The sequence below is a fragment of the Streptomyces sp. NPDC029216 genome (genome assembly GCF_040648015.1).
Classification (GTDB): domain Bacteria; phylum Actinomycetota; class Actinomycetes; order Streptomycetales; family Streptomycetaceae; genus Streptomyces.
Genome location: NZ_JBEZWL010000105.1, coordinates 1 through 26,184, shown reverse-complemented (window position 1 = coordinate 26,184; position 26,184 = coordinate 1). Strand labels below are relative to the sequence as shown.

The following is a 26,184-nucleotide window of genomic DNA, read 5'->3' as shown; positions in this document are numbered from 1 at the left end:
GTCCGCAGCACATACATGACGCCGGCGAGTGCCACTCGGTCGGGAACACGCAGCCGCCCGGGGTGGCGCCGGCGCCGTTCGGGAGCGGGCGGCAGCAGCGGGGCCACCCGCTCCCACAGGTCGTCAGGAACAAGATCAGCACGCACTCTGGACACCCTGCCGACCAAGATCGTCGAGCACAAGGCCCGCAGCTCAACTCATTCTGAAACGATCAGTAACGCCCGTAGAGCCCGCAACGCACATGGATCTTGAGTCGGATTTGCGTCTCGCACGCGGCTGAACTGCGGTTTTCTTTGAAATGTTTTCTATCGACGTGTTTGCGATGACCCACCACGTGGAGTGCGTGGCGATCCTTGAACCGGTGCGGGAAGAGTCCTGACCTGAGGATTCCTTAAAGGGGCGCCGGCGGTGGCGCAAGCTGTGGCTGTGCCCATGACGAGTCGCTCGTGGGCATGACCCTTCCCACGTAGTCACACTGCGTGAGCGGAGACCGGCGCGGCCTGCGCATTGCCGCCGCCCACCCCGCAGACAGGTGTGATCCGGCCACGATGGCCATGGTTCCGGTCGTGGGCCGTGGCGGCGTTTCCAGGTAGCCGCGGCCTTCTCTAAAATCACCGAACCGTTTGCGGCCCGACGGGCTTCCCCGCGAGGACATGCCCCCACCCGCACGAGCTACTCGTGCCCTGGGGGAACCACCTCGTGTCATTGCTCCTGCTGAAGCTGTCGGCGCAGGATCTGCTCACCTTGCATGCGCGGCGTCATATGGTGCCGCACCTTGCTGCTCGCTGGAAGCATTTCCGAGGTGCGGACGCCTCGGTCACTGAGCGCTCCGCATGGGCGGAGAGCTTGATCAGCCTTGCGGGCGATCTGGTCGCTGCCGACCGCGGGAACGTGGAGATGGTCGTTGAGTGTGCTGCCACCATCGACGAGTCCAACCGCTCGGAACCCCGGCTCATCGATGTCGTGCTGGTCGGCCGCCACCCGCGCGAGAACCGTCCATCCGTTCAACTCGTCGAATTGAAGCGCTGGTCCACGGTGACCAGGATCGAGCGAGCCACTGCTGAACTGGTGGACGTGCCAGGCCTGGGGGCCAAGAAACATCCTGCGCTCCAGTTGCGTGAATACTACGAGGCGTTCACGAGTGAGATGGGGCCCTTCGAGAACGAAGAATTCGAATGCGGCGGGTTCGCCTACCTCCACAACGCCACGGACGACTCCGTACGTCCGCTGATCGGTGTGGATGCGCCCACGGGCGCGTACGCCCGCGTCTACACTGCCGACCGGCGTGCCCAGTTCCTCGACGACCTCCGGGCGAGCTTCGGCCCCGAGGGCGGCGCTTCCGAGGCCGCGACCATGTTGCGGACCATGGGTTTGAGAAACACACCGCTGCTCGATGCCATGAACTGGTCCAGGGGCGACGACACCGTCTTCGTGCTCCGTGGGCGCCAGAAGGCGGTCGCGGAACAGATTCTCGAAGCGGCGTCCAAGGTCCTTCCCGACCGGGAGCATCCCGCACTGGTTCCGGACGAGCGGCGCGTGATCTTCCTGGTCACAGGCGGCGCAGGCACCGGGAAGAGTGCCATCGGCCTGCAGATCAAGGCGCAGCTCGAGGCGCAGGGCCGAACCGTGAAGTACGCCAGCGGGAGCAGGGCCTTCAACGCGGCCATCCAGGAGCATGTCGGTTACGGCGACAAAGAGTTCAGGGAGACCTTCACCTACTTCAGCAACTTCGTCGACACCTCGGTGCCCCCGGTGGATGTTCTGATCTGCGACGAGGCGCATCGCCTGCGCGACCATTCGACGAACAGGTTCTGGACACCGGAGCAGCGGGCGAAGTGGGGGAAGGGCGCGCAGGTGGACGAGCTCCTCGATGCGTCACGCCTGACGGTGTTCTTCCTGGACGAAGGTCAATCCGTGCGGCCGAAGGAAGTCGGCACCGTTGAGCTGATCAAGGACGCGGCCGCGCGCCGTGGCGCCGACCTGCTCGAGTACCGCCTGCGCGAGCAGTTCCGCTGTGGCGGCAGTGGCTCGTACATCCGCTGGGTACGTGCACTCCTGGACGTGACGGACGAGGAGGCGAAGCCTTGGCGTTCGGATGAGGAGCCGCAGGCCTGGAGGGCGGACGGACTGATGCACGTCGAGGTGGCGGAGACCCCGGAGGAGCTCGAACGGATCATCCGGACGGAGGCCGCGGCCGGCGCGTCCGCACGCATGGTCGCGGGGTACTGCTGGCCGTGGACGGAACCCGTGGGCGAGGAGAAGCACCTGGAACCCGATGTTCGCATCGGAGACTGGCACAGGCCGTGGAACGCGAAGAGCGAGAGCTACTGCGCGGACGGGGTTCCGCCGTCGGACGTCTGGTCGGTCCACCCCAACGGCCTCGGCCAGATCGGCTGTGTCTATACGGCACAGGGCCTGGAGTGGGACTGGTGCGGAGTGATCATGGGCGACGACATGGTGCGTCGTGGCGATCAGTGGGTGTTCCAGCGCGGAAAGGAGCGGAAGGAAGGCCCGGATTCGGACATCAAGCGCGTTGATCTGCCGGGTTCGCTCGATCCGAAGGTGAGCGCGTCCGGTGTGGACGACGACGACTTCGCGCGGCTGGTCCGGCAGGCGTACCACGTGCTGTTGACCCGCGCGAGCCGTGCGACGGTGCTGTACTCCACGGACGAGGAGACCCGCACCTATCTGAAGAAACTGGTGGGTCTGGTGGAGATCCAAGGGCTTCGGCCCACCCGGCTGAACCTTCCGAAGGAGGCTCGCACAGTGCACCTGCCGCGGGCCAACGGGAGACGCAAGCGCAAGGGGCGAAAGTCGTCGGGGCCTGACCTCAGGCTCTTCTGACCTCAGGCGCCGGACAGTGGAGTGGCGGGCTCTCCGGGCCCGCCACGTACCTGCTCAGAAGAACAGGTCTGCCACCGCGGTCAGCACCGTCACCAGAAGACTGGAGACGATTCCGACAGCGATGTCGATCAGGATTTCGCGAATCCGTTCACGACGCGCATGCTTGCACTCGACGGGGTTCATTCGGCCACTCCAGAGTGTGAGTTGGGAATGGCAGGGGGCGCCCTACCGGGCAGCCACGCTCACGTCGTGTGTTGCCACACGACGGGCACAACCATCCTTCTCTCACAGCCTGTTCGGCCCTATGCGTGAACCGCAGCCTCGTACCCTCCGGGAAGGTGCGCAGCGAGATCATGCTAGCCCTCGGCAGGGCACCTTGGGTCAGGGAATCAGAGAGCGGAGCTTCTCGCGGGTCTCCGGGTCCGTCGAGTAGAGGACCGTTCCGATCATGCCTCGGGTCAGGAGCACCTTGTACGTGTTGCGGATGAGGCGGTCGACGTCCTCGTCCGGCGTCGCCTTGGTGAAGGAGGGGTCCTTCGAAGCGGTACGGTCGGCCACCCAGCGGTCGGTCCGCCAGACCAGGTCCGGGCCCATGATCACGCCCGACCAGTCGTACTCGAAGCCCTGGGCGGTGTAGACGCAGCCGACTTGGCCGAAGCCTGCGGGATCAGTGGCCCAGAGTGGCGCCGGCGGTGCGCCCAGAAGGGAGCGGTCGCCGTACAGGTTCCACGGCCTGGACCAGTCGCCGATGGCCACGTCCGGGGGCAGCGTCGTCATCGACGGAGTGATCTTCGTGGTCCACTTCCAGCAGTAGCCCGCGGAAAGCCGGGCGCCGTACCCCTGCGCACGCTTATTGTCGAGGAAGTCCTCCAGTTCCTGCGGGCTGTCCACCGTCAGCAGTTGTACCTTGCCGTCCGGCTCCCACTCGACCGGTCCTTCGCCCTCCAGGCCCAGGAGACCGGTCACCCAGCGCAGGTAGGCGTCGCTGCCGCCGCACCGGAACTGACTGTCCAGCTCCACCAGCGTGAAGTCCACTTCCTGTTCGGCCGCAGCCTGCCTGATCTGTTCGACGGTACCCATCTCGCCAGGACGCACGACTTGGTGCTGGTCGAGGAGGAACACCGGAACCCGGGCCGCGTCGATCAGCTCCGCCACCTGTGGGCGCCCGGAGCGCAGGGCTGCCTTGGTGTAGCGGTTGGCGGAGGTCTTGCGGAGCCGGTGTGCCTCGTCGCACACGAGCACGTCGATGTCGTTGGGCTCGGCCTCCATGAAGCTGTTGAAGTAGCGGAACAGGCGCTGCACCTCGGGCTTGCGGGCGCCCGCGACCTTGCGCATGGTCTTCGTGAACGACTGCGATCCGGTGGCGTGGAGGGCCGGTACGCCGCGCCGGTAGAGGTCGCCGAGCACGGACAGGGCGATCACGCTCTTGCCGGATCCGGGCCCACCGGTCACGACGACCACCTGCTTGCGGTTCGCGCGGCGCGCCTTGCGGACCGCCGCCATCACCGTTTCGTAGGCGAGCCGCTGCTCGTCCAGCAGCACGAACTGCTCCCGGTCGCGGACCTCGTCGGCGGCCACGGCCATCAGCTGCCTGGACGGCCGTACCCTGGCCTGCAGGAGGTCGTCGGCGGCGGCAGCGCCAGGCTTTGCGGCCAGCCTCGAACGCAGGTAGTCGAGGAACGCGCCGCGCTGATCGCCGGTGAACATGCGGCCGCGGCTGTCTTCCTCGACCTCGCGCAGCCCCGCGACCCCGAACTCGGTCGCGTTGTGCAGGAAGGCCACTCCAGTGACGGAGTCGGGGTTCTGTTCGAGAGCCCCGTTGAATGAGACAAGGTAGGCGCAGTAACCGCGAACCTGCTCGATGGGGTTCAGTACGGGCTCGCGGTAGGAGGGCACGCTGCACCGCAGTGGATCGTCATCCACCGGGTGGGCCTCGCTCCACTGCTTGAGTTCCACGATGACGTACGACGGCTCGCCGGACACCGGATGGAGGCCGGCCAGTATCACGTCCGCGCGCTTGCTCGTCAGCGGCAGTCCGTACTCCAGCAGCATCTCGACCTCACCGAGACCTGCTTCGACCAGAGCGTGGGTGAGCGCGGGGATGCTCCGCTCCCAGGAGCGAACCTCCGCGGCGTGCGGCTTGTGGCCGTGCCTGTGCAGGAAGTTCTCGCTCAGGAGTTCCACCAGCCGGCCTTCGAGGCGGGTGCGGTTGGCCAAGGACGCCGCGGACTCACGCAACAGCAAGAAATCGCCCCCAGGCAGCACGGAGTAGCTCGTGCGGGTGGGGGCATGTCCTTCGGTTCCACGTGAGGTGGAGCGGAAGCCCGGCGGGCCGCTGAGATTGTCCTTGCCATCTTATGACAGTGCGTGATCAAGCGGCCAGGCCGAAAATCACGATCCGGACCGAGGCCTCAGGATTGCGCACGGATTTCCGGAAGGGTGGCGCGCTGGATCGGGCACTTCTGTGGCGACTCGGCAGATGGCTGAAACAGCGCTCTTTCCCAGTGCGTGACGACTGCTCACTCTGGAGTCCGGAGAGGTAGGTCGAGGGTAGCGCCGAAGGGGGAGCCGCCATGGCCGGACCGCTGTACGTACCTGTCCTACCGACCCGGCCGCATGCGGTGGGTGCCTACTCTCGGCTTCGGCCGGAGGCCCAGAACGCATTGACGCCCGTCTGGAATCTACCGCCACGCCCCGGACTCGCACCGGCCGAGCTCGCCGCGAAGATCCGGAAGGACGTGGCTGTGGTGTCCCGGGTCCAGCGGTACCGTCCTGCCTGGCTGGACGCTCCGTTCGCGGGCGAGGACGAAATATCCGTACTCGCCGAGCTGATGCCGGAGGCGAGCGCGTTCGCGCTGCTGCGCCCGGTGACCGGGCCTGGAAGGCCCGAGGCGCAGCAGGCCGCGGCACTGGCGGCTGCCCGGAATGCCGGCGACGGACTGGGCATACGGGTTCGGGTTCCAGGTGAGTGGGACGGTCGTACCGGCGACGAGGTGCGCCACCTTCTCGAGAGGGCCGACCCGGTGGTGCGGGTGGACCTACTTCTGGACCTGGGCGCCGTACGAGCCGACAGGCCTGACGCTGGCAAAGAGGCACTGCGAGCCCTGGACTCTCTCGTCCCGCTGGCGCCCTGGCGAATCGTCGCTGTACTCAGTGGCGGATTTCCCCACGTCACGGCCGACGTGCTGGACAACGGACTGTGCGAACTCCCGCGGACAGAGCGGAACATGTGGCAAGAGATAGCTGCCGGTGGCCGTGCATACCAGGGGCTGCTCAGTTACGGCGACTACGGAATACAACCTGCCGAAGCCATCAGCCTGCCCCCTCGTTCGGGTGGGGGAGGACCGTCCTGGGGCTTTCTGCGCTACACGCTCGACGGAGCCTTCGTGCTCGGCAGGATGCTGGCGTCGGGCGACGGCCGGGACGCACACAATCGTGCAAGCGCCCGTGAGTTCCTTGAGTATCCGGGCTTCCGCGGCCCAGCTGCCAGCAGTGGGGAAAGCTGGCTGCGGGACTGTGCGCATGGAATCGGCCGAGGAGGAACGGGCAACTTCCGTACCTGGCTGTGGGTCGGAAACGTGCAACACATGACCTACGCCGTGCGGGAACCGTGACGTGCAGGGATCCTTACCCTCTCCTCCCACGTGCAGCATCGAGCTGCTTACGGCGGATCACCTATGAGGGCGGCCGAGGAGCAAAGTCATACCGCGGCGGGGATCGGGAATGTGCTTCAGTGGACGGGCCAGGGACAGCTACATCCCGTGCTGGCCGGGCATCGCCATCAGTTTCCGCTTGCGCTTCTGGGTGGTACGCAAGGTGGTCATGTAAGCGGTGAACTCGCCCTCCGTGCCGAGGGCGCGGGCGCTGAGGAGTAGCTCCGCCAGATGCTCGTACGCGGCGTCACCGGTGCGGGTGAGCAGGGGGGAGCCGGGCGATCTGGTCCCGGGTGAGCGGGATGGTCTCGGCCAGTGCGTTGATGCGTGCACCGAGACGGGCGATGTGCGCGGTCGCGGTGGCGCGGTCCTTCTGAGCTGATCAGGGAATCGGACAGCCTTGCCGGGTGGACTGCGGTCTGACCCGGTTCGACGTCGGACCTGTGGTCTGTGCCCTCACTTTCGTCAGCAAGCCAGTCTTTCGGGTGACGCGCGGATACCGCGGTCGTCCCTGATGACCTGCAGTCGCGTCCGTTGCCTCGCAGGAGCGCAAATGCTTCTGGTGTGCTCATCGCATCGGCCGTCGCTGTAGCTTCGGGTGTCGGTGAGGGAGAGGCGAGTCGATGCCGCGGAGGCGTTACGACCAACGGGTGCTCGTTCTGGTCGAGGTTCGGGGCGATCAGCGTGACTGGAATCAGGCGGAGCGGGAGTTCGAGGAGCGGGGCTGGCCGGTCGTCACGTCGTTCCTCCGTGGTGAGGGGGCATCCACGGGTGTGCTGCGGTCGGATATCACGGCGCGGCTGTACTCGGTGGAGGTGCGGTTCTTCGGTGCCCGCAACCGACGCACCGAACAGGCCGCCGACTGGCGTGTGCGGCGGCTGGCGCGCAGAAGTGGGCTGGAGATGTACGCCCGACGCTGCGAGGTGGTGGACCGCGACCGGGAGCAGCTGACCATCTGGCGAACGCATACGGTGGCTCACCGACCGCCCCGTGTTCCCGCCCCGAGGCCGGTGACGCGGAGGGAACGGCTGCACCGGGGCATCACGGTGGCAGGTGCGCGATTCAGCGAGCAGCTCGGGAGGCGCGACACGGGCACGGTGGTGACCGGTACGGCCTCGGAGGCTCGCAGGCTCGCACGGATGGACCTGCCTGGAAGCTCCGCGGCCGAGGCGGCCATCGATGTACGACCGCACGACGGCGGTCGGGACCGAAGTCACATCGTGGCCCGCCGTGAGGAGGACCACCGCCGGGTCACGTCTCGTGTCATGGTCTGGACGTTCGCCATGATCTTCTGCGCTGTGGTCGCCCGGCAGCAGAGCGGTGTCCGGACGTGGGTGTGGGCGGCTGCCGCGGTGTTGTGCCTCCTCTGGGCCGCCGGACTGGCGCGGGGCGTGAACGTCGTCGGCGGCCGCCTGGCGAGCCTTCTCGTATGGGGTGCGGGTTCCGCCCTCCTCCTTGGCGTCGCCTTCGGCGCGGACCTGGGGAGGGACAGGGGCTGGACACCGGTGCAGATGCTGTGGGTCCTCGCCGTCACGGCCACAACAGGAGGGATCTGGCTGCTGGTACGCCAGTGGACGTGGGGTGAATGGCTTGCCTGGGCGGCACCGCTGCTCTTCGCGCTCGTCGCGTCCTGCGTGGTGGCCTCGGGATCGGTGCTCCACGCACTCTATGCAGACAGCCTCGACCTCACACCCGACGACCTCGATGTCCCCGCGATCTGGCAGGCCGCTTCGGCGGTGAAGCTCTTGGGTCTGCTGAGCGTCGCTCTGTTCGTACCGGCCCTGTGGGGCATCGCGAAGCACGTACACGCCCCCTTCGTCAGCCCCATCGAACGGCTGGGCGTTCCCCTGTACGTGGTCACTCAGGCAGCCGTGCTGACGGTGTGCGGTGTGTGGGCACTGGAGTCGGCGGGGGACGCCGTGAAGGACCTCCGCACTGCCGCGGCACGGCAGGCGGAACTCCCCTCCTATTTCGGAGTGGAGCCGGAGTGGGCGTGTGTGGAACCGACCGTTCCCGCGGCGAGGATCAGCAGCCGGGGCGGCGTCCTGAAGCCCGAGCGGCCGTACGTCTCGTTCGGAGAGGCCGGAGGAACCGTGTCGCTGTGGGACGGGCCGGCGGGCAAGGCCTTGCAGATGCCGGCCGAGCAGGTCCGCCTCGTCCCGGCGGCGAACGGCCGGGTCCGGTGCGCGTTCTCGTACGAGAGTGTGCCGAAGGAGGACTGACCCGCATCAGTCGCCGAAGCCCTTGTCGAGGTCCAGGGACAGCTGGTTCCCGACCGCCGGACACCGTGGGTAGTTCGCCGTACGGGTGCCCCTCGTCCTCGCTCTGCGTCCGGGTAGCCTGGCCGCCACTCACCGCCAGCGTACGAGACGCCTCAGACGGGCAGGCCCGTGGGTTCCTTGATGCGCTTCATGATGATCTGGGAGTTGACCTCCGTGACGCCCGAGAGGGCCGTCAGGCGTTCGATCCAGAGGCGTTCGTACGCGCGGAGGTCGTTGACGGCGATGCGGAGCAGGCAGCCGGGGCTGCCGAAGAGGCGGTAGGCCTCGATGACGTCGGGGATGTCCTGGAGGGCCGCCTCGAAGGCCTCGACCGCCTCGCGGTCGCGGCGGACCTCGACCGAGACCAGGACCTCGAAGCCGCGGCCCACCGCCTCGGGGTCGATCACCGCGCGGTAGCCCTGGATCACCCCGTCCTGCTCCAGCTGCCGGACCCGGCGCATGCAGGGGGAGGGGGTCAGGCCGACCCGCTGGGCCAGTTCCTGGTTGCTGAGCCGGCCGTCGAGCTGGAGCTCGCGCAAGATTTCACGATCGATGGCGTCCATTGCGCAATTATCCTCCACGGTTTGGGGGAGTGGGTGCTGTAACACGCAATCGCATTGCGCGTAGATCTCACTATCATTGCCCTTTCTAGGACTTTTGTGCGAGCCCCGCTCCGGGGCCCAGACATCAGGGAAGGGTGGCCATGGGGCGCATCGTCGTCATCAGCACCGGCGGGACGATAGCCAGCCGGTGGACGGGCTCGGGCTTCGCCGCCGAGGCAGGCGGCCGTGAGGTCATGGCCACCGCGCCGCTGCCTGAGGGCATCACCGTCGAGGTCGTCGACCTGTTCAGCGTGAACAGCCCCCGCCTGACCACCGCCCACCAGCTGACCCTGCTGCGCACCGTCCACGAGGTCCTCGCCGACCCCGCGGTGGACGGCATCGTCGTCACCCATGGCACGGACACCCTGGAGGAGTCCGCCTTCCTGGTCGACCTGCACCACCACGACGCGCGCAGCGTCGTCTTCACCGGCTCGCAGCTGCCCATGGGCTCCACCGAGGGCGACGGCCCCGGCAACCTCTACGACGCCCTGCTCACCGCCGCGACCACGCGCGGGCTCGGCGTCCTGATCGCCTTCGCCGGCCGGGTCCACGCCGCCCGCGGCACCATGAAGATCCAGGCCGTGGCCCTGGACGCGTTCGCGGACCCCTCCCGGGAACTGCTCGGCAAGATCGGCTTCGGCAAGGTCACCGTCCTGCGCCGGCCGCAGCGGCCGCAGGCGCTGCCGCTGCCCGCGATGCCGGAGCTGCCGCCGCGCGTGGACATGGTCATGCACCACGCCGACGGCGACCCGGTGCTGCTGAACGCCGCCGTCGCGGCGGGCGCCCGCGGCATCGTCCTGGTCGGCACCGGCGCGGGCAACGCCACCCCGGAGATCGTCGAAGCGGTACGGGACGCCGTGGCCCGCGGCGTGCTGGTCGCCCTCACCACCCGCGTCCCGGCGGGCCCCGTCACCGAGATCTACACGCACGGCGGCGCGGTCGACCTCGTCGCCGCCGGAGCCGTACCCACCGGCACCCTGCGCGCCGGCCAGGCCCGCATCGCGGTCCTCGCCGCCCTGCTGGCCTCCGAGAACCCGGTCGAGCAGGCCCGTGTGCTGCGCGCGGCGCTGTCCGAGGAGGACGCCGTCCTCGTCGACGCCTAGGTGTATTGCTGACGGCAAACGGGCCCGCCGCCGCACTGCGCGGTGGCGGGCCCGTGCCGTCCGTTCGCGGCTCAGCCCCCGGCGAACGCCGCCAGGATCCGGTCCGCCGCCGATGTCGCCGTGACCGTGCCCGCGCGGACGCCCTCCTCCAGGGACGGGGCCAGGTCGCGGACCGCCGGGTTCGCGCGCAGCCGTTCCAGCAGCTCGTCGCGGACCATCGACCAGGTCCACTCCACCTGCTGCGCCGCCCGCTTCGCGGCCAGCCGGCCGCCCGCCTCCAGCAGGATCCGGTGCTGCTCCAGGCGGTTCCAGACCTCCTCCAGGCCCGTCGACTCCCGGGCGCTGCACGTGAGGACCGGCGGGGTCCACGCCGCGTCCGCCGGGTGCATCAGGCGCAGCGCGCCCGACAGTTCCCGGGCGGCGGCCTTCGCGTCGCGCTCGTGCGGGCCGTCCGCCTTGTTCACCGCCAGGACGTCCGCCAGCTCCAGGACGCCCTTCTTGATGCCCTGCAGCTGGTCGCCCGTACGGGCCAGGGACAGCAGGAGGAAGGAGTCGACCATGCCCGCGACCGTGGTCTCCGACTGGCCCACGCCGACCGTTTCCACCAGGACGACGTCGTAGCCCGCCGCCTCCATCACGATCATCGACTCGCGCGTGGCCTTGGCGACCCCGCCCAGCGTGCCCGCGGAGGGGGAGGGGCGGACGAAGGCCGCCGGGTCGACCGAGAGCCGTTCCATCCGGGTCTTGTCGCCCAGGATGGAGCCGCCCGTGCGGGTGGACGAGGGGTCCACCGCCAGGACGGCGACCCGGTGGCCGAGGCCCGTCAGCATCGTGCCGAACGCGTCGATGAAGGTGGACTTGCCCACCCCCGGCACCCCGCTGATGCCGATCCGGCGCGCCTTCCCCGCGTGGGGCAGGAGCTCCGTCAACAGCCGCTGCGCCAGCGCCCGGTGGTCCGCCCGGGTGGACTCGACGAGGGTGATGGCGCGCGCGATGTGCGCGCGCTTCCCGTCGAGCACGCCCTTCACGTACACGTCGATGTCGATCTTCGGGGGCATCCCGCGTCCGCCTACAGCTCGTGGCCCAGATCCGCGGCGAGCCGCGTCACCAGGTCGTGGGCCGCGTCCGGGATGACCGTGCCGGGCGGGAACACCGCCGTCGCGCCCATCTCCAGCAGCGTGGGGACGTCGGCCGGCGGGATGACCCCGCCCACCACGATCATGATGTCCTCACGGCCCTCTTCCGCCAGCTGCTCGCGCAGCGCCGGTACGAGGGTCAGGTGGCCGGCCGCCAGCGACGAGACGCCCACCACATGGACGTCCGCCTCGACGGCCTGGCGGGCCACCTCCGCCGGGGTCTGGAACAGCGGGCCGACGTCCACGTCGAAGCCCAGGTCGGCGAAGGCCGTCGCGATCACCTTCTGGCCGCGGTCGTGGCCGTCCTGGCCCATCTTCGCGACCAGGATGCGCGGACGGCGGCCCTCCGCCTCCTCGAACCGGTCGACGAGCGCACGGGTGCGCTCCAGGGACGGGGACTCGCCTGCTTCGGTGCGGTACACACCCGAGATCGTACGGATCTGGCTCGCGTGCCGGCCGTACACCTTCTCCAGGGCGTCCGAGATCTCGCCCACCGTGGCCTTGGCCCGGGCCGCGTCCACCGCCAGCGCGAGCAGGTTGCCCTCCAGGCCCTGGCCGGCCCCGCGCTCGGCCGCGTTCGTCAGCGCCCGCAGCGCGTCCTGCGTGCGCGCCTCGTCGCGCTCCTCGCGCAGCCGCCGCAGCTTGGCGATCTGCTGCGCGCGCACCGAGGAGTTGTCGACCACGAGGACGTCGATCTGCTCGTCGTTCTCGACCCGGTACTTGTTGACGCCGATCACCGGCTGGCGGCCGGAGTCGATCCGGGCCTGGGTGCGGGCCGCGGCCTCCTCCACGCGCAGCTTCGGGATGCCCGCGTCGATGGCCTGCGCCATGCCGCCGGCCGCCTCGACCTCCTGGATGTGCTGCCAGGCCCGGCGCGCCAGGTCGTACGTCAGCTTCTCCACGTACGCGCTGCCGCCCCACGGGTCGATCGACCGGCAGGTGCCCGACTCCTGCTGGAGCAGCAGCTGGGTGTTGCGGGCGATGCGCGCCGAGAAGTCCGTCGGCAGGGCGAGGGCCTCGTCGAGGGCGTTGGTGTGCAGCGACTGGGTGTGCCCCTGGGTCGCCGCCATCGCCTCGATGCAGGTGCGCGTCACGTTGTTGAACACGTCCTGCGCGGTCAGCGACCAGCCCGAGGTCTGCGAATGCGTGCGCAGGGACAGCGACTTGGCGTTCTTCGGGTCGAACTGCTTGACCAGCTTCGCCCACAGCAGGCGAGCGGCGCGCAGCTTCGCGACCTCCATGAAGAAGTTCATGCCGATCGCCCAGAAGAACGACAGGCGCGGCGCGAACGCGTCCACGTCCAGCCCGGCGCCCTGCCCGGCCCGCAGGTACTCCACACCGTCGGCCAGGGTGTACGCCAGCTCCAGGTTGGCCGTGGCCCCCGCCTCCTGGATGTGGTACCCGGAGATCGAGATGGAGTTGTACCGCGGCATCTTCTGCGAGGTGAAGGAGAAGATGTCCGAGATGATCCGCATCGAGGGCTTCGGCGGATAGATGTAGGTGTTGCGGACCATGAACTCCTTGAGGATGTCGTTCTGGATGGTCCCGGCGAGCTTGTCGGGGGAGACGCCCTGCTCCTCCGCCGCCACGATGTACAGGGCGAGGACCGGCAGCACCGCGCCGTTCATCGTCATCGACACCGACATCTTGTCCAGCGGGATCCCGTCGAACAGCTGCCGCATGTCGTAGATGGAGTCGATCGCCACGCCCGCCATGCCGACGTCACCCGTCACGCGCGGGTGGTCGCTGTCGTAGCCGCGGTGCGTCGGCAGGTCGAAGGCCACCGACAGGCCCTTCTGGCCCGCCGCGAGGTTGCGCCGGTAGAAGGCGTTCGACTCCTCCGCCGTGGAGAAGCCGGCGTACTGCCGGATCGTCCACGGCTGGTTCACGTACATCGTCGGGTACGGGCCGCGCAGGTACGGGGCCATACCCGGGTACGTCCCCAGGAAGTCCAGGCCCTCCAGGTCCCGCCCGGTGTACAGCGGCTGCACGCCGATGCCCTCGGGGGTCTCCCACACCAGGTCGCCCGTGGCGGTCCCGGTCGACTCCTTCACCGCCGCGCGCCACTGGTCCTCGGTGGCGGCCGGAGCGGCCCCGCCGAGGGCGAGCTCGGAGAAATCGGGGATGCTGCTCACTGCGCGACTCCCATCCGGTCGAGTACGGAGGACAGCACGGCGACCGCGTCGCAGCCGGCGAAGACGTACTCGTCCACGGCGCCGGCAGAGGTGCCGGGCCTGCCCGCGAGGAACACCGTCGACGCGCCGGCCGCGCGCAGCGCCGCCGCCACCGCCTCGGCCTGCTCCTCGTACAGCGCGTCGCTGGAGCACAGCACCGCCACGCCGTCCGCGCCGCTCGCCGCGTACGCCTCGGCGGCGTTCGCCGCGTCCACCGACACCGGGTCGTGGACGGGCTCGATGCCGCCCGCCTGGAAGAGGTTCGAGGCGAAGGTGGCCCGCGCGGTGTGCGCGGCGGCCGGGCCCAGCGCGGCCAGGAAGACCTTCGGGCGGGCGCCGGCCGACTCCAGGTGCGCGTCGCTGCGGGCGCGCAGCGCCTCGTACGCCTCGTCCCGGCGCACCCGGGGCAGCCCCCCGGACGGCGCCGGCGGCGCGGCCTCGCGCACGACCGGCTTCTCCGACAGCAACGGGAACTCGCTGACGCCGGTGATCGGTTCGCGGCGCGTCGCCAGCTTCTTCGACCGCGCGGCCCAGGTGGCCGCGAGGCGCTCCGCCACCAGACCGGAGCGCAGCGCCGCGGCCAGGCCGCCCGCTCGCTCGACGGTCTGGAAGAACTCCCAGGCGGCCTGCGCCAGTTCGTCCGTGAGCTGCTCCACGTAGTAGGAGCCGCCGGCCGGGTCGATCACCCGGGCCAGGTGCGACTCCTCCAGGAGGATGGTGGAGGTGTTGCGGGCGATCCGCCGCGCGAAGGCGTCCGGCAGGCCCAGTTCGCTGTCGAACGGGAGCACGGTGACGGAGTCCGCGCCGCCCACGCCCGCCGCCATGGAGGCGACGGTGGTCCGCAGCATGTTCACCCACGGGTCGCGGCGGGTCATCATCACCGGCGAGGTGACGGCGTGCTGCCGCTGGGCGCCCGCCTCCGGGGCCCCGCAGGCCTCGGCGACCCGGGCCCACAGACGGCGGGCGGCGCGCAGCTTGGCGATGGTCAGGAACTGGTCGGCGGTCGCCGCGTAGCGGAACTCCAGCTGTCCGAAGGCGGCTCCGGTCTCCAGGCCGGCCTCGGTGAGGGCGCGGAGGTACGCGACGCCGGTGGCCAGGGACAGCCCGAGCTCCTCGGCGGCCGAGCCGCCCGCCTCGTGGTACGGCAGGGCGTCCACGGCCAGGGCGCGCACGCCCGGCCAGGACGCGGCCGCCTCACGGGCCAGTTCGACGGCCGGCGCCGGGTCCAGGGCCTCGCCGGTACGGGCCTCGTGGCCCAGCGGGTCGATGCCGAGCGCGGCGCGGGCGGCCTCCGGGGTCACGCCGCGGTCCGCGTACAGGGCGAGCAACGCGCGGGCGGCTTCGGCGAATTCGGAGCCGGCGTCGAGGGCGACGGGCGCGAGGTCGAGGTAGACGCCGTCCAGGGCCCGGCCGAGGTCGGCGGCGGCGATCCCGCCGTGGCCGACGGTCAGCCAGAGCGAGGTGGTGCCGTTCTCCAGGTCGGTCAGCGCCGCCTCGTTGACCCGTACGGGGTCACTGCCCGCGATCCGCTGGCGCACGTCCCAGCCGGAGGCGCTGGTGCCCTCCGGGGTGCCGCCGCGGACGAAGGGCGCGAAGCCGGGGAAACCGGTCGTGCGGGTCTTCGCGTCCGCGTCGGGGCGTGCCGTGTACAGCGGGCGGGTGGTGAGCCCGTCCTCGAGCGTGGTGGTCAGTGCTGCTTCCGCTGCCTCGCCGGAGACTTCCTTGCCGGACTTGCGCAGGACGCCTTCGACAAGGCGTTGCCACTGCTCATGTGTCGCGTCAGGAAACTCGGCGGCCAGGGAGAGCCCGTCGTCAGGCAGGACCGTCATGGCCCGAATGCTAGGGCGGGCTACTCGGCGGTACCAGGATTCTCGGATGTGATCTCGCCCTCGCAGGTGAGCGGGGCGGCTGGGGGGAGGGTGCGTGCCTGACCAGCACCGAAACGGCTGCCCTGGCCGGGCGGGGTCGGGGGCGGTCGGGCGGTTGCCCTGGCCGGGCGTTTGCGGGGTCGGGGGTGGCCGGGGTCGGTGCCGGGGTGGGGTGCCGTCCGGGGCGGAGCCCTAGGGAACGGGGGAAGGGCGGGGTGGGGAGGCGGCCACGGGGTCGCGCGAAAGGGGCGTGGCCGTGGCGTTGCGGGGGCGTGAAATTCAGCCATGGGTTTTCGGCCGCCCTGTGGGGGGAAATCGCAGGTCAGGACGGGTGCGGCGGCCCCCCGCCAAGGCGCCGGCCGGGGCTTGACCCCGTTCGGCGGCGCTGACACGCTCCGGGCCATGACCGCGAACGTGCACCTCGCCCCGCGGCTCCACACCCCCGGCCCCCGTACCGCGCCGGGCGCGTGTCCGGGCCGCTGTCCGGCCCCCCTCGGGGCCTGACCCCCTCCGGAAGGGCCCTCGTCCCCTTCCGGCCCCGCCGGACCCGACGGCCGGAACCTGATGGTTCCGGGTCCCTCCGGCCCCCCCATGGCGCACCCGCACCCCCGCACGGTGGCCGAACCGGCACGCGGCCCGCACCTTCCCACGCCCCGCCATACCCGAGGAGCTCCCATGACCACCGTCACCACCCCCACCGTCACCCGCCTCGGCGGCCGTATCGGCGCCGAGATCGGCGGTGTCCGCCTCGGCGGCGGGCTCGACGCCGCCACCGTCGCGGACATCCGCTCCGCCCTCCTCACCCACAAGGTCGTCTTCTTCCGCGGCCAGGAGCACCTCGACGAGGCCGGCCACGAGGCCTTCGCCCGGCTGCTCGGCACCCCCGTCGCGCACCCCACCGTCCCCTCCGCCGACGGCCGTTACGCCCTCGGCATCGACTCCCACCACGGCGCCCGCGCCAACCAGTGGCACACCGACGTCACCTTCGTCCCCGCCTACCCCGCCTTCTCGATCCTGCGGGCCGTCACCGTCCCCCCGTACGGCGGCAACACCCTTTGGGCCAACACCGCCACCGCCTACGCCCACCTCCCCGCCCCGCTGCGGACGCTCGCCGACGGACTGCGCGCGGTCCACTCCAACGAGTACGACTACGCCGCCCTCAGGCCCGACGCCCTCCCCGAGGCCCTCGCCCAGTACCGCGAGGTGTTCACCTCCACCACCTTCCTCACCGAACACCCCGTGGTCCGCGTCCACCCCGAGACCGGCGAACGCACCCTGCTGCTCGGCAACTTCGTCCAGCGCATCGCGGGCCTGACCGGCCGGGACTCGCGCGCCCTCGTCGACCTGTTCCAGGCGCATATCGAGAGCCCCGAGAACACCGTCCGCTGGCAGTGGCGGGCCGGTGACGTGGCCATCTGGGACAACCGCGCCACCCAGCACTACGGCGTCGACGACTCCGACGACCACGAGCGCACCCTGCGCCGCGTCACCGTCGACGGCGACGTCCCCGTGGGCCCCGACGGCACGCCCTCCCGCCTGATCAGCCCCGAGACCGTCCCGGACCCCGCGTTCGGCATCGCCTCCGGCGCCTCCGCCTCCGCCTGACCCGCAATCCCAAGGAGCCCCCGTGCCCAAGCTGCTCGCCCTCACCGGCAGCCCCTCCGCCCACTCCCGTACCGCCGTCGTCGCCGAGCACGTGCTGCGCCGCCTCGAACACGCCGGGTTCGAGACCGCCCAAGTCGACGTACGCCTGCTCCCCGCCGCCGACCTGCTGTCCGCCCGGCGCGGAGAGCCGGAGATCCGCAGCGCCCTGGAGGCCGTCGCCGGAGCCGACGGCCTGGTCATCGCGACCCCCGTCTACAAGGCCTCGTACACCGGGCTGCTCAAGGCCTTCCTGGACCTGCTCCCGCAGGACGGACTGGCGGGCAAGACGGTCCTGCCCCTCGCCACCGGCGGCAGCCTCGCCCACGTCCTGGCCATCGACTACGCCCTGCGCCCGGTCCTCGCCGCCCTCGGCGCCCGGCACGTCACCGCCGGCCGCTTCGTCCTGGACTCCTCCGTGGAACGCGGCGCGGGACCGGACCGGCTGCGCCCCGAGGCGGAACTGGACCTCTTCCAGGCCGTCGACGAGTTCGCCGAGGCCCTGCGCCCCGCAGCGGCGGCCCTCGCCGCCACCCCGTAACCCCGCACACCGACAAGGACCCGCCATGCCCGCAGCAGCCCCCGTCACCCCGACCACCCGCACCCGGCGCCAGTTCCTCACCCTGCTCGGCATCTCGGCGGCCGCGGTGGGCTGCGGCACCGCCACCGCCACCGGCGGGTCCGGCCGCCCGGGCGGCGCCGGCCAGGTCACCACCCTCAAGTACCAGGGCAACGTCGGCTCGGTCACCCTGCCCGAACTGGCCGCCGACCTCGGCTACCTCGGCGGCCTCACCCTGGAGTGGGTCGGCAACACCATCAGCGGCCCGCAGGACATCCAGTCCGCCGCCACCGGCCAGATCCACTTCGGCGGCGCCTTCAACGGCGCCATCGTCAAACTCGCCGCCGGCAAGGCCCCCATCAAGGCGGTCGTCTCGTACTACGGCGTCGACCAGGACGCCTACAGCGGCTACTACGTGCTGGAGGACAGCCCGATCCGCTCCGCCCGCGACCTGATCGGCAAGAAGGTCGGCATGAACACCCTGGGCGCGCACTCCCAGGCGCTCCTCGACATCTACCTGGACCGGGGCGGGCTGTCCAAGGCCGAGGCGGCCAAGGTCGAGGCGCTGGTCGTCCCGCCCGTCAACACCGAACTGGCGCTGCGCCAGAAACAGATCGAGGTGGGCGTACTGGGCGGCGTGCTGCGCGACAAGGCCGTGGCCGCCGGCGGCATACGGCCGCTGTTCAGCGACTTCGACCTGCTCGGCCGGTTCAGCGCCGGCTCCTACGTGATGACCCGGCGCTTCATCGAGGAGAACCCGGACACCGTCCGCACCTTCGCCACCGGTGTCGCCAAGGCCATCGAGTGGTCCCGGACCACACCGCGCGAGGAGGTCGTCGCCCGCATGGAGTCGGTCATCAGGAAGCGCGGCCGCAACGAGGACACCGCGACGCTGAAGTACTGGCGCTCGTACGGGGTCGCCGAGACGGGCGGCCGGATCGAGGACAAGGAGTTCCGGCTCTGGCTCGACTGGCTCGCGGAGCGCGGCGAGATCAAGGCCGGGCAGCTGAAGCCGTCCGACCTCTACACGAACGAGTTCAACGGGTACGGGAAGGGCTGACCGGCGATGGCGAAGATCGAGTTCCAGTCGGTGACGAAGACCTTCCCGGTGAAGGGCAGGAGCAGGGAGGAGTTCACCGCCCTCGACGGGATCGACCTGGAGATCGGGGCGGGGGAGTTCCTCGTCGTCGTCGGCCCCAGCGGCTGCGGCAAGTCCACCCTCCTCGACCTCCTCGGCGGCCTCACCCGCCCCACCTCCGGACGGATCCTCCTCGACGGCCGGCCCGTCACCGGACCGGGCCTGGACCGGGGCACCGTCTTCCAGCAGTACGCCCTCCTGCCCTGGCGCACCGCGCTCGGCAACGTCGAGTTCGGCCTGGAGGCGACCGGCGTCCCGCGCAGACAACGGGCGGCGAGGGCCCGGGAGTTCCTGGAGCTGGTCGGCCTCGCCGGATTCGAGGACCGGCATCCGCACGAGCTCTCCGGCGGGATGCGCCAGCGGGTCGCCATCGCCCGCTCGCTGGCCTACGACCCGGACGTGCTCCTCATGGACGAGCCGTTCGCCGCGCTCGACGCGCAGACCCGCGAGTCCCTCCAGGACGAGCTGCGCCGCATCTGGCAGCGCACCGGCAAGACGGTCGTCTTCATCACGCACGGCATCGAGGAGGCCGTCTACCTGGGGCAGAGGGTGGCCGTCATCACCTCCCGTCCGGGCCGCGTCAAGGAGGTCGTGCCGGTCTCCTTCGGGGAACGGTCCGCCGGGGCGGCCGGCGAGGACCTGCGCTCCAGCCCGGAGTTCGCCCGCCACCGCCACGAGATCTGGACCCTGCTCCACGACGAGGTGGTCCGCGCCCGGCAACTGGAGAAGGAAGAGGCCGCCGTATGAGCACCGAGACCCCCGCACCCGCCCCCGCGACCGAGGAGGAGCCGTCCGTCCCGGCCCCGCGCGGCCGCACCGGCGTCCCCGGCGTCCGCAAGGGGGAGCCCCCCGAGGTCCGGGGTCCCGTACGGGCACCCGCGCGACCGGCGCCGGCCCTACCCGCCCCCGCCGGGAGGACCCCCGTGCGCCGCCCCGCCCGGGCCGCGGCCGTGCTGCGGTGGCTTCGGGCAGGGCTGCTGAGGTCGGCGGCGGTGCTCGCGCTGCTGGCGCTCTGGGAGGCCGCGCCCCGGCTCGGGCTGGTCGACGCCACCTTCCTGCCGCCCGTCAGCGAGGTGGCCCGGGCCTGGTGGGAGCTGCTCGGCGACGGGCAGCTCGGCGAGCACACCCGGGCCAGCCTCACCCGTTCCCTCGGCGGCTTCGCCATCGCCGTGGTGATCGCCGTCCCGCTGGGCCTGCTGATCGGCTGGTACCGCCCGGTCGCGGCCTTCCTCGGCCCGCTGCTGGAGCTGTTCCGCAACACGGCGGCCCTCGCCCTGATGCCCGTCTTCGTCCTCCTCCTCGGCATCGGCGAGACCTCGAAGGTGTCGATCGTCGTCTACGCCTGCGTCTGGCCGATCCTGCTGAACACCATCAGCGCCGTGGGCGACGCCGACCCCACCCTGGTCCGGCTGGCGCGCTCGATGGACCTGTCCACGCCCAGGCTCTTCCAGAAGGTGATCCTCCCGGCCTCGGTCCCGGCCGTCTTCACCGGCATCCGGCTGGCGGGCGCCGTCTCGATCCTGGTCCTCGTGGCCGCCGAGATGATCGGCGCGAAGGCGGGCCTGGGCTACCTGATCAACGCCTCGCAGTTCAACTTCGCCATCCCCCAGATGTACGCGGGGATCGTCACGATCTCCGCGATCGGGGTGGCCTTCAACCAGCTCCTGGTCGCGGTCGAACGCCGCCTCAGCCTCTGGCGCGTCCCCGCCTGACCCGCCCCCGCCACGTCCTAGGGAACAGACATGCCCGCACCCCGCACCCTGCACCTGAACGCCTTCCTGATGAACGCCGGCCACCACGACGCCGCCTGGCGCCACCCCGCCGCCAGCCCCGAACGCGTCACCGACCTGTCCTACTTCCAGGAACTGGCCCGCACCGCCGAGCGCGGACGCCTGGACTCCGTCTTCTTCGCCGACGGCCTCGCCCTGTGGGGCAAGGCCCGGTACAACGCCCTCGGCGGGTTCGAGCCGCTGACCCTGCTGTCCGCGATCGCCGCCGTCACCTCGCACATCGGGCTCATCGCGACCGTCTCCACCACCTTCAACGACCCCTACAACCTGGCCCGTAAGTTCGCCTCCCTGGACCACATAAGCGGCGGCCGGGCCGGCTGGAACATCGTCACCTCCGGCACCGTCGAGGAGGCCCGCAACTTCAACCGGGACGAGCACCTGGAACACGGCCTGCGCTACGAGCGCGCCCGCGAGTTCCTGGAGGTCGCCACGAAGCTCTGGGACAGCTGGGAGGACGACGCGGTCGTCCTCGACAAGGAGGGCGGGATCTACGCCGACACCGACCGGCTGCACCCGGCCGACCACCGGGGGAAGCACTTCTCCGTCGCCGGCCCGCTCAACGTGCCCCGCTCGCCCCAGGGCCACCCGCTGCTCGTCCAGGCCGGCTCCTCCGAGGACGGCAAGGAGTTCGCCGCACGGTACGCCGAGGCCGTCTTCACCGCGCAGCAGACCCTCGCCGACGGCCAGGCCTTCTACAAGGACCTCAAGTCCCGCCTCGCCGGGTACGGCCGCGCCGAGGAGGACCTCCTCGTCCTGCCCGGCGTCGCCCCGGTCATCGGCTCCACCGAGGCCGAGGCGAAGGCCCTGGAACGGGAGCTCACCGAACTCCAGATCCCCGAGTACGGGCTCGCCCAGCTCTCCGGGATGCTCGGCACCGACCTGACCGGCCTTCCGCTCGACGGCCCCCTGCCCGAACTCCCGCAGGAGCGGGACATCAACGGCAACAAGAGCCGGTTCACGCTGGTCGCCGAACTCGCCCGCCGCGACGGGCTCACCCTGCGCGAGCTGATCGCCCGCCTCGGCGCGGGCCGCGGCCACCGTGTCCACGCCGGCACCCCCGAGCAGATCGCCGACCAGCTGGAGGAGTGGTTCACGCAGGGGGCCGCCGACGGCTTCAACATCATGGCGCCGGTCCTGCCCACCGGCCTGACCGACTTCGTCGACCACGTGGTGCCGCTCCTCCAGCGCCGGGGCCTCTTCCGCACCGAGTACACCGGCACCACCCTGCGCGAGCACTACGGCCTGCCGCGCCCCGCCAACCGCTACGCCCGGCAGGGGGTGTGAGCCTGCGCGAACCGGGGGCGGGCGGGGACGCTCAGACCGTGAGCACGATCTTGCCGCGGGCCTGGCCGTTCGCGCTCAGCTCCCAGGCCCGGGCGGCCTCGGCGAGCGGGAGGACGTGACCCACCTTGACGGTGATCCTCCCGGTGTCGGCGAGCTCCGCGAGGGCGGCGAGGTCGGTGGCCGAGGAGCGGGCCCAGATGTGCTTCGCGCCCTTGTCGCCCGCGTCGTTGTCGGCGACGGAGATCACCGGGCCGCCCGGCCGGACCACGGACTGCAGCAGCTCGACGCCGCCCTCGCCGTAGAAGTCGAGCCCGACGTCCACGCCGCCGGGGGCCAGGGCGGCGATCCGCTCGGCCGTGCCGTCCCCGTAGAGCACCGGTTCGGCGCCCAGGGAGCGCAGGTAGTCGTGGTTGCGGGCGCTGGCCGTGCCGATGACCCGGGCGCCGAGGGCGACGGCGATCTGCACGCTGAGCGAGCCGACCCCGCCCGCGGCGGAGTGGATGACGACGGTCTGGCCGGCGGTGACCCCGGCGCGGGTGACGGCCTGGTAGGAGGTGAGGCCGGCCAGGGGGAGGCCCGCGGCCTGTTCGAAGGTGAGCGTCGCGGGCTTGCGGGCGAGGGTGCGCACGGGGGCCGAGACCAGTTCCGCGTACGTGCCCAGCTGGACCCATTCCTTGCGGACGTACCCGTAGACCTCGTCGCCCACGGCGTAGTCGTCCGTGTCGGGGCCGACGGCCTCGACGGTGCCGGCCACGTCCCACCCGGGGATGACCGGGTGCCGGACCTCCAGGACGTGTCCCAGGAAGCCGGCGGCGAGCTTCCAGTCCACGGGGTTGACCCCGGCGGCCCTGACGCGGATCAGCACCTCCCCGGGACCGACCTTGGGCTCGGGCACCTCGACGAGCTCCAGGGAGGCGGGAGTTCCGTAGCTGCTGTAGGTGATGGCCTTCATGGAGGGCGCAACGAAGGCCGCGAGGGGAGGTATTCCGCTTCCCGCCCGGGTTCGAGCGGCCCTCCGGCGGAGGTCCGGCGCCCCTCAGGCGGGCAGGGTGTTGGGGTGCGAGCGCCGCCGGGCCGCGCTGAGCAGTGCCTGGATCTGCGCGCCCGACTGCTCGACGTCGTCCAGCGGCGAGGGGAAGGGCAGCCGTACGTCACGGTGCCCGGTGCGTTCCTCCAGGCGCAGCGTGATCCCGTACCGGTCGAGGGCGAGCGGCAGTGCGCGGACCACGGCCGCGGTGGGGCGGGGCCGGACCAGCCGCAGGAGCAGGGTGACCAGTTCGGGGTGCTCGTCGAGGAGGTGGGTCAGCATGCCCGCCTCGTAGGGGGCGAGCGGGTCGGGCCAGGCCCCGTCCAGCTCCTCCAGCCCGAGGTACGAGGTCCCCTCCGCGGTCTCCAGGACGGCCCGGCCGTATTCCACGCAGGTGGTGGCGTCGGGGCCGGCGTCCTCGCCGGCGTACGGGGTCAGCAGGCGGCCCAGCACCGTGACGCGGGCGCGCACCCGGTCGCGTACGGGGGTCGGGGCGATGTCGGTGAACTCCAGCCGGATCGAGGGGCGGCCCTCGCCGAGCGGGGAGGCGGGGTGTCCGGCGGCGGGGGCGGCCGGGTGCAGATGGAGCCGGCCGAGGGGATCGCCGTCGTCGAGGTGGCGGACCTCGTGGCGCACCCCGTCGATGACCACCGTCATCGAGTGGGCGGCGGCCAGGACGGAGCGGACCCGCTCGGCGTCGGTGGGCCGGGCGGCGGCGGGCGTGGCGGCGGGGGCACCGGACAGGCGCATGCGGAATCTCTCCCTCGTCCCTGGGGACATCGAAGGTTAGGTATGCCTAACCTAACCCATTGGGGGGTCGGGGAGTACCCCGCGGGCCAGCCGGCCGAGGGTCTCGGCGATGCGTTCGGGCGGGAACCCGAGGGTGTACCGCTGGAACTGGTAGACCTCCGGGGTCAGCGGGCTGAGCAGCGCGTCCACGCTGACGTCGGGATCGGGGGCGCCGGCCTCCACGAGCAGGGCCCGCACGTGCGCGCGCCAGTGCCGGTAGGCGCCCGTGGAGAACCGGGCCGGGCCGGGCCGGATGCCCAGGGTCAGCGGGAGGTGTCGTTCCAGGTGGGCCAGGACGGCGGTGTAGAAGGCCGCCAGCCGCTGCGCCGGGGGAGCGCCGGGGCCCAGCGGGGGCGGGCCGAACGCGAGACGGCCCTGCAGGATGCGCTCGTGCTCGTCGAGGAGGGCCGCGGCGACGGCCGGCGGGTCGGGGAACCGCCGGTACAGGGTGGCCCGCCCCACCCCTGCGGCCTTGGCTATCTGATCCATCGTCACGGTGGGCGGGTCCCGCTCCGTGAACAACTGCTCGGCGGCCGCGAGGATCTGGGCGTGGTTGCGGATGGCGTCCTCGCGCCGGTGGGGCCGCCCCGTTCCCGCCCCGGCCGTCCCCGGTGTGGCGTGCCGGGCGGGACCGGCACCCGCGATGTCGCGTAACGTGCGGACCTCGTCGCCATTGGTCATGGCGGCGACCCTACGTGCTTCGTGTCGGTGTTGGGCCGAACGGGTGAAACGCGAGAGGATGGGGGGATGCACATGAAGCGCACGGCCGAGGCGGCCCGGTGAGCAGGTACGACGTCACCGACGAGCAGTGGGAGGGACTCGCGCAGGTGGTGCCGCTGCGCAGTCGCAACGAATGGCCCTCCCGGGTGGACCACCGCACGATCCCCAAGGCCCCCGGGGCTTCCGCGGCGGAACAGCGGCGCTTCGTGGTGATCCGGGTCCAGATCTTCGCCGACGCGCGGGAAGTGGCGGAGTACCTGATCGCGCAGATCCCGGTCCTGCTGGACCTCACCGGCGCGGACAGCGAAGTGGCCAAGCGGATCCTCGACTTCAGCAGCGGGGTGGTCTTCGGGCTGGGCAGCGGGATGCACCGGGTGGACCGGAACGTCTTCCTGCTGGCGCCCGTCGGGACCGAGGTGGAGGGGATCGCGGCCGCGGCCGTCCCCCGATCGTAGGAAGGTCGCGGCGGTGGAACGGTTCGCCGGGCCCGGTCCGGGCCCCGCGGACCGTACCGTCCGCCCATGGACGCCACACTGGACGCGGCGGGGCCGCGCGCCTTCGCCGCCCCGCCCTGTACGCCGCCGTGCGGCGCAGCCGCACCTGACACCCCGTTACGCGAGGCCGCCGACCTCGGCCTCGGCGCCGGTACGCCGCCCCGCAGCTCGGGCTCCGGGACCGGCTCCGGCTCCGAGGCCAGTACCCCTGCGCACTCAGATCCCGGCGGAGCGGCTGCGCACCGGCGGCCCGTTGTCACGGAGTTGCAGCTCTCCGCCTTCGGACCGCACCGGGCGGCGGTGTTCCCCCTCGGCCCGGTGACGCTGTTCACGGGCCCCAGCGGAAGCGGCAAGTCCCAGGCGCTGGACGCCTACGCGGCCCTGGCCCGCCTCGCCTCCGGGGCCGCGCTGGAGGAGGTGTTCCCGGACCCGGCGGCCCGTGTGCCGGACAGGGCCCTCCCGGACGCCGGCGGGCGGCGCGGCTTCCGGATCGGCTGCACCGTCGACGGCCCGGCCGGCCCCGTCCGCCTCGACCTCGCCGTCCAGGCGGAGCCCGCGCTGCGGATCGCCGGCGAACGGCTCTCCCAGGGCGGGGAGGTGCTCCTCGCCACCGCCCTGCGCGACCCGCGCCGGCGCTCGGTCCAGGCCGCCTGGCTGACCGGCGGGGCCGCCGGCATGACCCGGGCCCCGCTGCCCGACGACCGGCTCGGCACCGCCCTGCTGCCGCTGCGCGTCGCCGGAGCGACCCCCGGGCAGCGGCGGGTGCTGGCCGCCGCCGAACAGGTGGTGGTCGCGCTGCGGTCGGTGTTCCCCTGCGACCCCCGGCCCGGCCGGATGCGGGCGCCCGTGCCGCCCGGGGAGGGCCGGCTGCGGGCCGACTGCGCGAACCTGGCCGACGTCCTGCGGCGCACCCGCCACGAATGCGGCACCCGCCACGCCCTGCTGGCCCAGGCGGCCCGGACCGGCTGCGCGGGGCCGGTGGCCGGGCTGGGGGTACGGGGTGACGGCGCGGGCGGGAGCGGCGCCGCTGGACGCCGCCGCGGCGCCCGCCGGGCGGTGGGGGGACGACTGGGGGGGGGGCCCCCAACCGAACAGCACACG

At 71.6% G+C, this 26,184-nt stretch carries 23 protein-coding genes; 12 read left to right on the top strand and 11 right to left on the bottom strand.

The window, feature by feature from the left end; translation table 11 throughout:
- Positions 1–155 (bottom strand): transposase (locus AB0F18_RS28740; RefSeq protein WP_362065839.1); only part of this gene is annotated, 155 nt, incomplete at its 3' end.
- A 544-nt stretch (positions 156–699) separates the two neighbouring features.
- Between AB0F18_RS28740 and AB0F18_RS28735 the strand changes: the two genes are divergently transcribed.
- Positions 700–2,844, top strand: coding sequence for a DUF2075 domain-containing protein (locus AB0F18_RS28735; RefSeq protein ID WP_362065837.1), 2,145 nt, complete (start codon positions 700–702; stop codon positions 2,842–2,844).
- Positions 2,845–2,898: 54 nt separating this feature from the next.
- On the opposite strand, the gene AB0F18_RS28730 is transcribed toward AB0F18_RS28735, so the two are convergent.
- Together AB0F18_RS28730 and AB0F18_RS28725 are read right to left on the bottom strand one after the other, a co-directional pair.
- Positions 2,899–3,027: a DUF6408 family protein gene (locus tag AB0F18_RS28730; protein WP_362065835.1), complete on the bottom strand. Its 129-nt coding sequence runs from the start codon at positions 3,025–3,027 to the stop codon at positions 2,899–2,901.
- Between the two features lie 198 nt (positions 3,028–3,225).
- Positions 3,226–5,088: a DUF2075 domain-containing protein gene (locus AB0F18_RS28725; protein WP_362065833.1), complete on the bottom strand. Its 1,863-nt coding sequence runs from the start codon at positions 5,086–5,088 to the stop codon at positions 3,226–3,228.
- Between the two features lie 329 nt (positions 5,089–5,417).
- Here AB0F18_RS28725 and AB0F18_RS28720 point away from each other — a divergent pair, with 329 nt between their 5' ends.
- The gene (locus AB0F18_RS28720) at positions 5,418–6,458 is read left to right on the top strand and encodes a beta family protein (RefSeq protein ID WP_362065831.1); all 1,041 of its coding nucleotides are present in this window, start codon (positions 5,418–5,420) and stop codon (positions 6,456–6,458) included.
- Between the two features lie 138 nt (positions 6,459–6,596).
- Here AB0F18_RS28720 and AB0F18_RS28715 read toward each other — a convergent pair whose 3' ends face one another.
- On the bottom strand, positions 6,597–6,830 hold the full coding sequence (locus AB0F18_RS28715) for a hypothetical protein (protein ID WP_362065829.1): 234 nt from the start codon (positions 6,828–6,830) through the stop codon (positions 6,597–6,599).
- A gap of 932 nt (positions 6,831–7,762) precedes the next feature.
- Between AB0F18_RS28715 and AB0F18_RS28710 the strand changes: the two genes are divergently transcribed.
- The gene (locus AB0F18_RS28710; RefSeq protein WP_362065827.1) at positions 7,763–8,719 is read left to right on the top strand and encodes a hypothetical protein; all 957 of its coding nucleotides are present in this window, start codon (positions 7,763–7,765) and stop codon (positions 8,717–8,719) included.
- Positions 8,720–8,871: 152 nt separating this feature from the next.
- Here the strand turns inward: AB0F18_RS28710 and AB0F18_RS28705 are convergent, their stop codons facing one another.
- Positions 8,872–9,321, bottom strand: a complete 450-nt coding sequence (locus tag AB0F18_RS28705; RefSeq protein ID WP_362065825.1) for an Lrp/AsnC family transcriptional regulator — start codon at positions 9,319–9,321, stop codon at positions 8,872–8,874.
- Positions 9,322–9,461: 140 nt separating this feature from the next.
- Between AB0F18_RS28705 and AB0F18_RS28700 the strand changes: the two genes are divergently transcribed.
- Positions 9,462–10,463 carry an asparaginase gene (locus tag AB0F18_RS28700; protein WP_362065824.1) on the top strand — a complete coding sequence of 334 codons (1,002 nt, stop codon included), beginning with the start codon at positions 9,462–9,464 and terminating at the stop codon, positions 10,461–10,463.
- A gap of 71 nt (positions 10,464–10,534) precedes the next feature.
- Here the strand turns inward: AB0F18_RS28700 and meaB are convergent, their stop codons facing one another.
- From meaB to AB0F18_RS28685, 3 genes are read right to left on the bottom strand one after another with little or no spacing between them, the layout of a single operon-like run.
- The gene (meaB, locus tag AB0F18_RS28695; protein ID WP_362065823.1) at positions 10,535–11,521 is read right to left on the bottom strand and encodes a methylmalonyl Co-A mutase-associated GTPase MeaB; all 987 of its coding nucleotides are present in this window, start codon (positions 11,519–11,521) and stop codon (positions 10,535–10,537) included.
- 11 nt (positions 11,522–11,532) lie between these two features.
- Complete coding sequence (gene scpA / locus AB0F18_RS28690; protein WP_362065821.1) at positions 11,533–13,734, bottom strand: methylmalonyl-CoA mutase; 2,202 nt, start codon at positions 13,732–13,734, stop codon at positions 11,533–11,535.
- The gene (locus tag AB0F18_RS28685; protein ID WP_362065819.1) at positions 13,731–15,602 is read right to left on the bottom strand and encodes a methylmalonyl-CoA mutase family protein; all 1,872 of its coding nucleotides are present in this window, start codon (positions 15,600–15,602) and stop codon (positions 13,731–13,733) included. The genes scpA and AB0F18_RS28685 overlap by 4 nt, the downstream gene beginning before the upstream one ends.
- A 714-nt stretch (positions 15,603–16,316) precedes the next feature.
- Here AB0F18_RS28685 and AB0F18_RS28680 point away from each other — a divergent pair.
- From AB0F18_RS28680 to AB0F18_RS28655, 6 genes are read left to right on the top strand one after another with little or no spacing between them, the layout of a single operon-like run.
- Entirely contained in the window at positions 16,317–17,246 is a 930-nt protein-coding gene (locus AB0F18_RS28680) for a TauD/TfdA family dioxygenase (protein ID WP_362065817.1), read from the top strand.
- 22 nt (positions 17,247–17,268) lie between these two features.
- Positions 17,269–17,823, top strand: a complete 555-nt coding sequence (gene ssuE / locus AB0F18_RS28675) for an NADPH-dependent FMN reductase (RefSeq protein WP_362065815.1) — start codon at positions 17,269–17,271, stop codon at positions 17,821–17,823.
- Between the two features lie 25 nt (positions 17,824–17,848).
- Complete coding sequence (locus AB0F18_RS28670; RefSeq protein WP_362065813.1) at positions 17,849–18,901, top strand: ABC transporter substrate-binding protein; 1,053 nt, start codon at positions 17,849–17,851, stop codon at positions 18,899–18,901.
- A gap of 6 nt (positions 18,902–18,907) precedes the next feature.
- Entirely contained in the window at positions 18,908–19,726 is an 819-nt protein-coding gene (locus tag AB0F18_RS28665) for an ABC transporter ATP-binding protein (protein WP_362065811.1), read from the top strand.
- Positions 19,723–20,691: an ABC transporter permease gene (locus tag AB0F18_RS28660; protein ID WP_362065809.1), complete on the top strand. Its 969-nt coding sequence runs from the start codon at positions 19,723–19,725 to the stop codon at positions 20,689–20,691. Before AB0F18_RS28665 ends, AB0F18_RS28660 begins: the two co-directional genes overlap by 4 nt.
- Before the next feature lie 30 nt (positions 20,692–20,721).
- Positions 20,722–22,053 carry an LLM class flavin-dependent oxidoreductase gene (locus tag AB0F18_RS28655; RefSeq protein ID WP_362065807.1) on the top strand — a complete coding sequence of 444 codons (1,332 nt, stop codon included), beginning with the start codon at positions 20,722–20,724 and terminating at the stop codon, positions 22,051–22,053.
- 31 nt (positions 22,054–22,084) lie between these two features.
- Here the strand turns inward: AB0F18_RS28655 and AB0F18_RS28650 are convergent, their stop codons facing one another.
- From AB0F18_RS28650 to AB0F18_RS28640, 3 genes are all read right to left on the bottom strand, one after another.
- Positions 22,085–23,005, bottom strand: a complete 921-nt coding sequence (locus tag AB0F18_RS28650; RefSeq protein ID WP_362065805.1) for an NADP-dependent oxidoreductase — start codon at positions 23,003–23,005, stop codon at positions 22,085–22,087.
- 84 nt (positions 23,006–23,089) lie between these two features.
- A complete protein-coding gene (locus tag AB0F18_RS28645) occupies positions 23,090–23,830 on the bottom strand; it encodes a DUF2470 domain-containing protein (RefSeq protein ID WP_362065803.1) in 741 nt (246 codons plus the stop codon).
- 51 nt (positions 23,831–23,881) lie between these two features.
- Positions 23,882–24,550 (bottom strand): helix-turn-helix domain-containing protein, encoded by a 669-nt coding sequence (locus tag AB0F18_RS28640; protein ID WP_362065801.1) that lies wholly within the window; start codon positions 24,548–24,550, stop codon positions 23,882–23,884.
- A 98-nt stretch (positions 24,551–24,648) separates the two neighbouring features.
- Here AB0F18_RS28640 and AB0F18_RS28635 point away from each other — a divergent pair, with 98 nt between their 5' ends.
- Together AB0F18_RS28635 and AB0F18_RS28630 are read left to right on the top strand one after the other, a co-directional pair.
- On the top strand, positions 24,649–25,044 hold the full coding sequence (locus AB0F18_RS28635; protein ID WP_189739116.1) for a cell division protein SepF: 396 nt from the start codon (positions 24,649–24,651) through the stop codon (positions 25,042–25,044).
- Positions 25,045–25,110: 66 nt separating this feature from the next.
- Positions 25,111–26,184, top strand: a 1,074-nt coding sequence (locus tag AB0F18_RS28630) for an ATP-binding protein (protein ID WP_362065799.1), incomplete at its 3' end; no start/stop codon positions are given.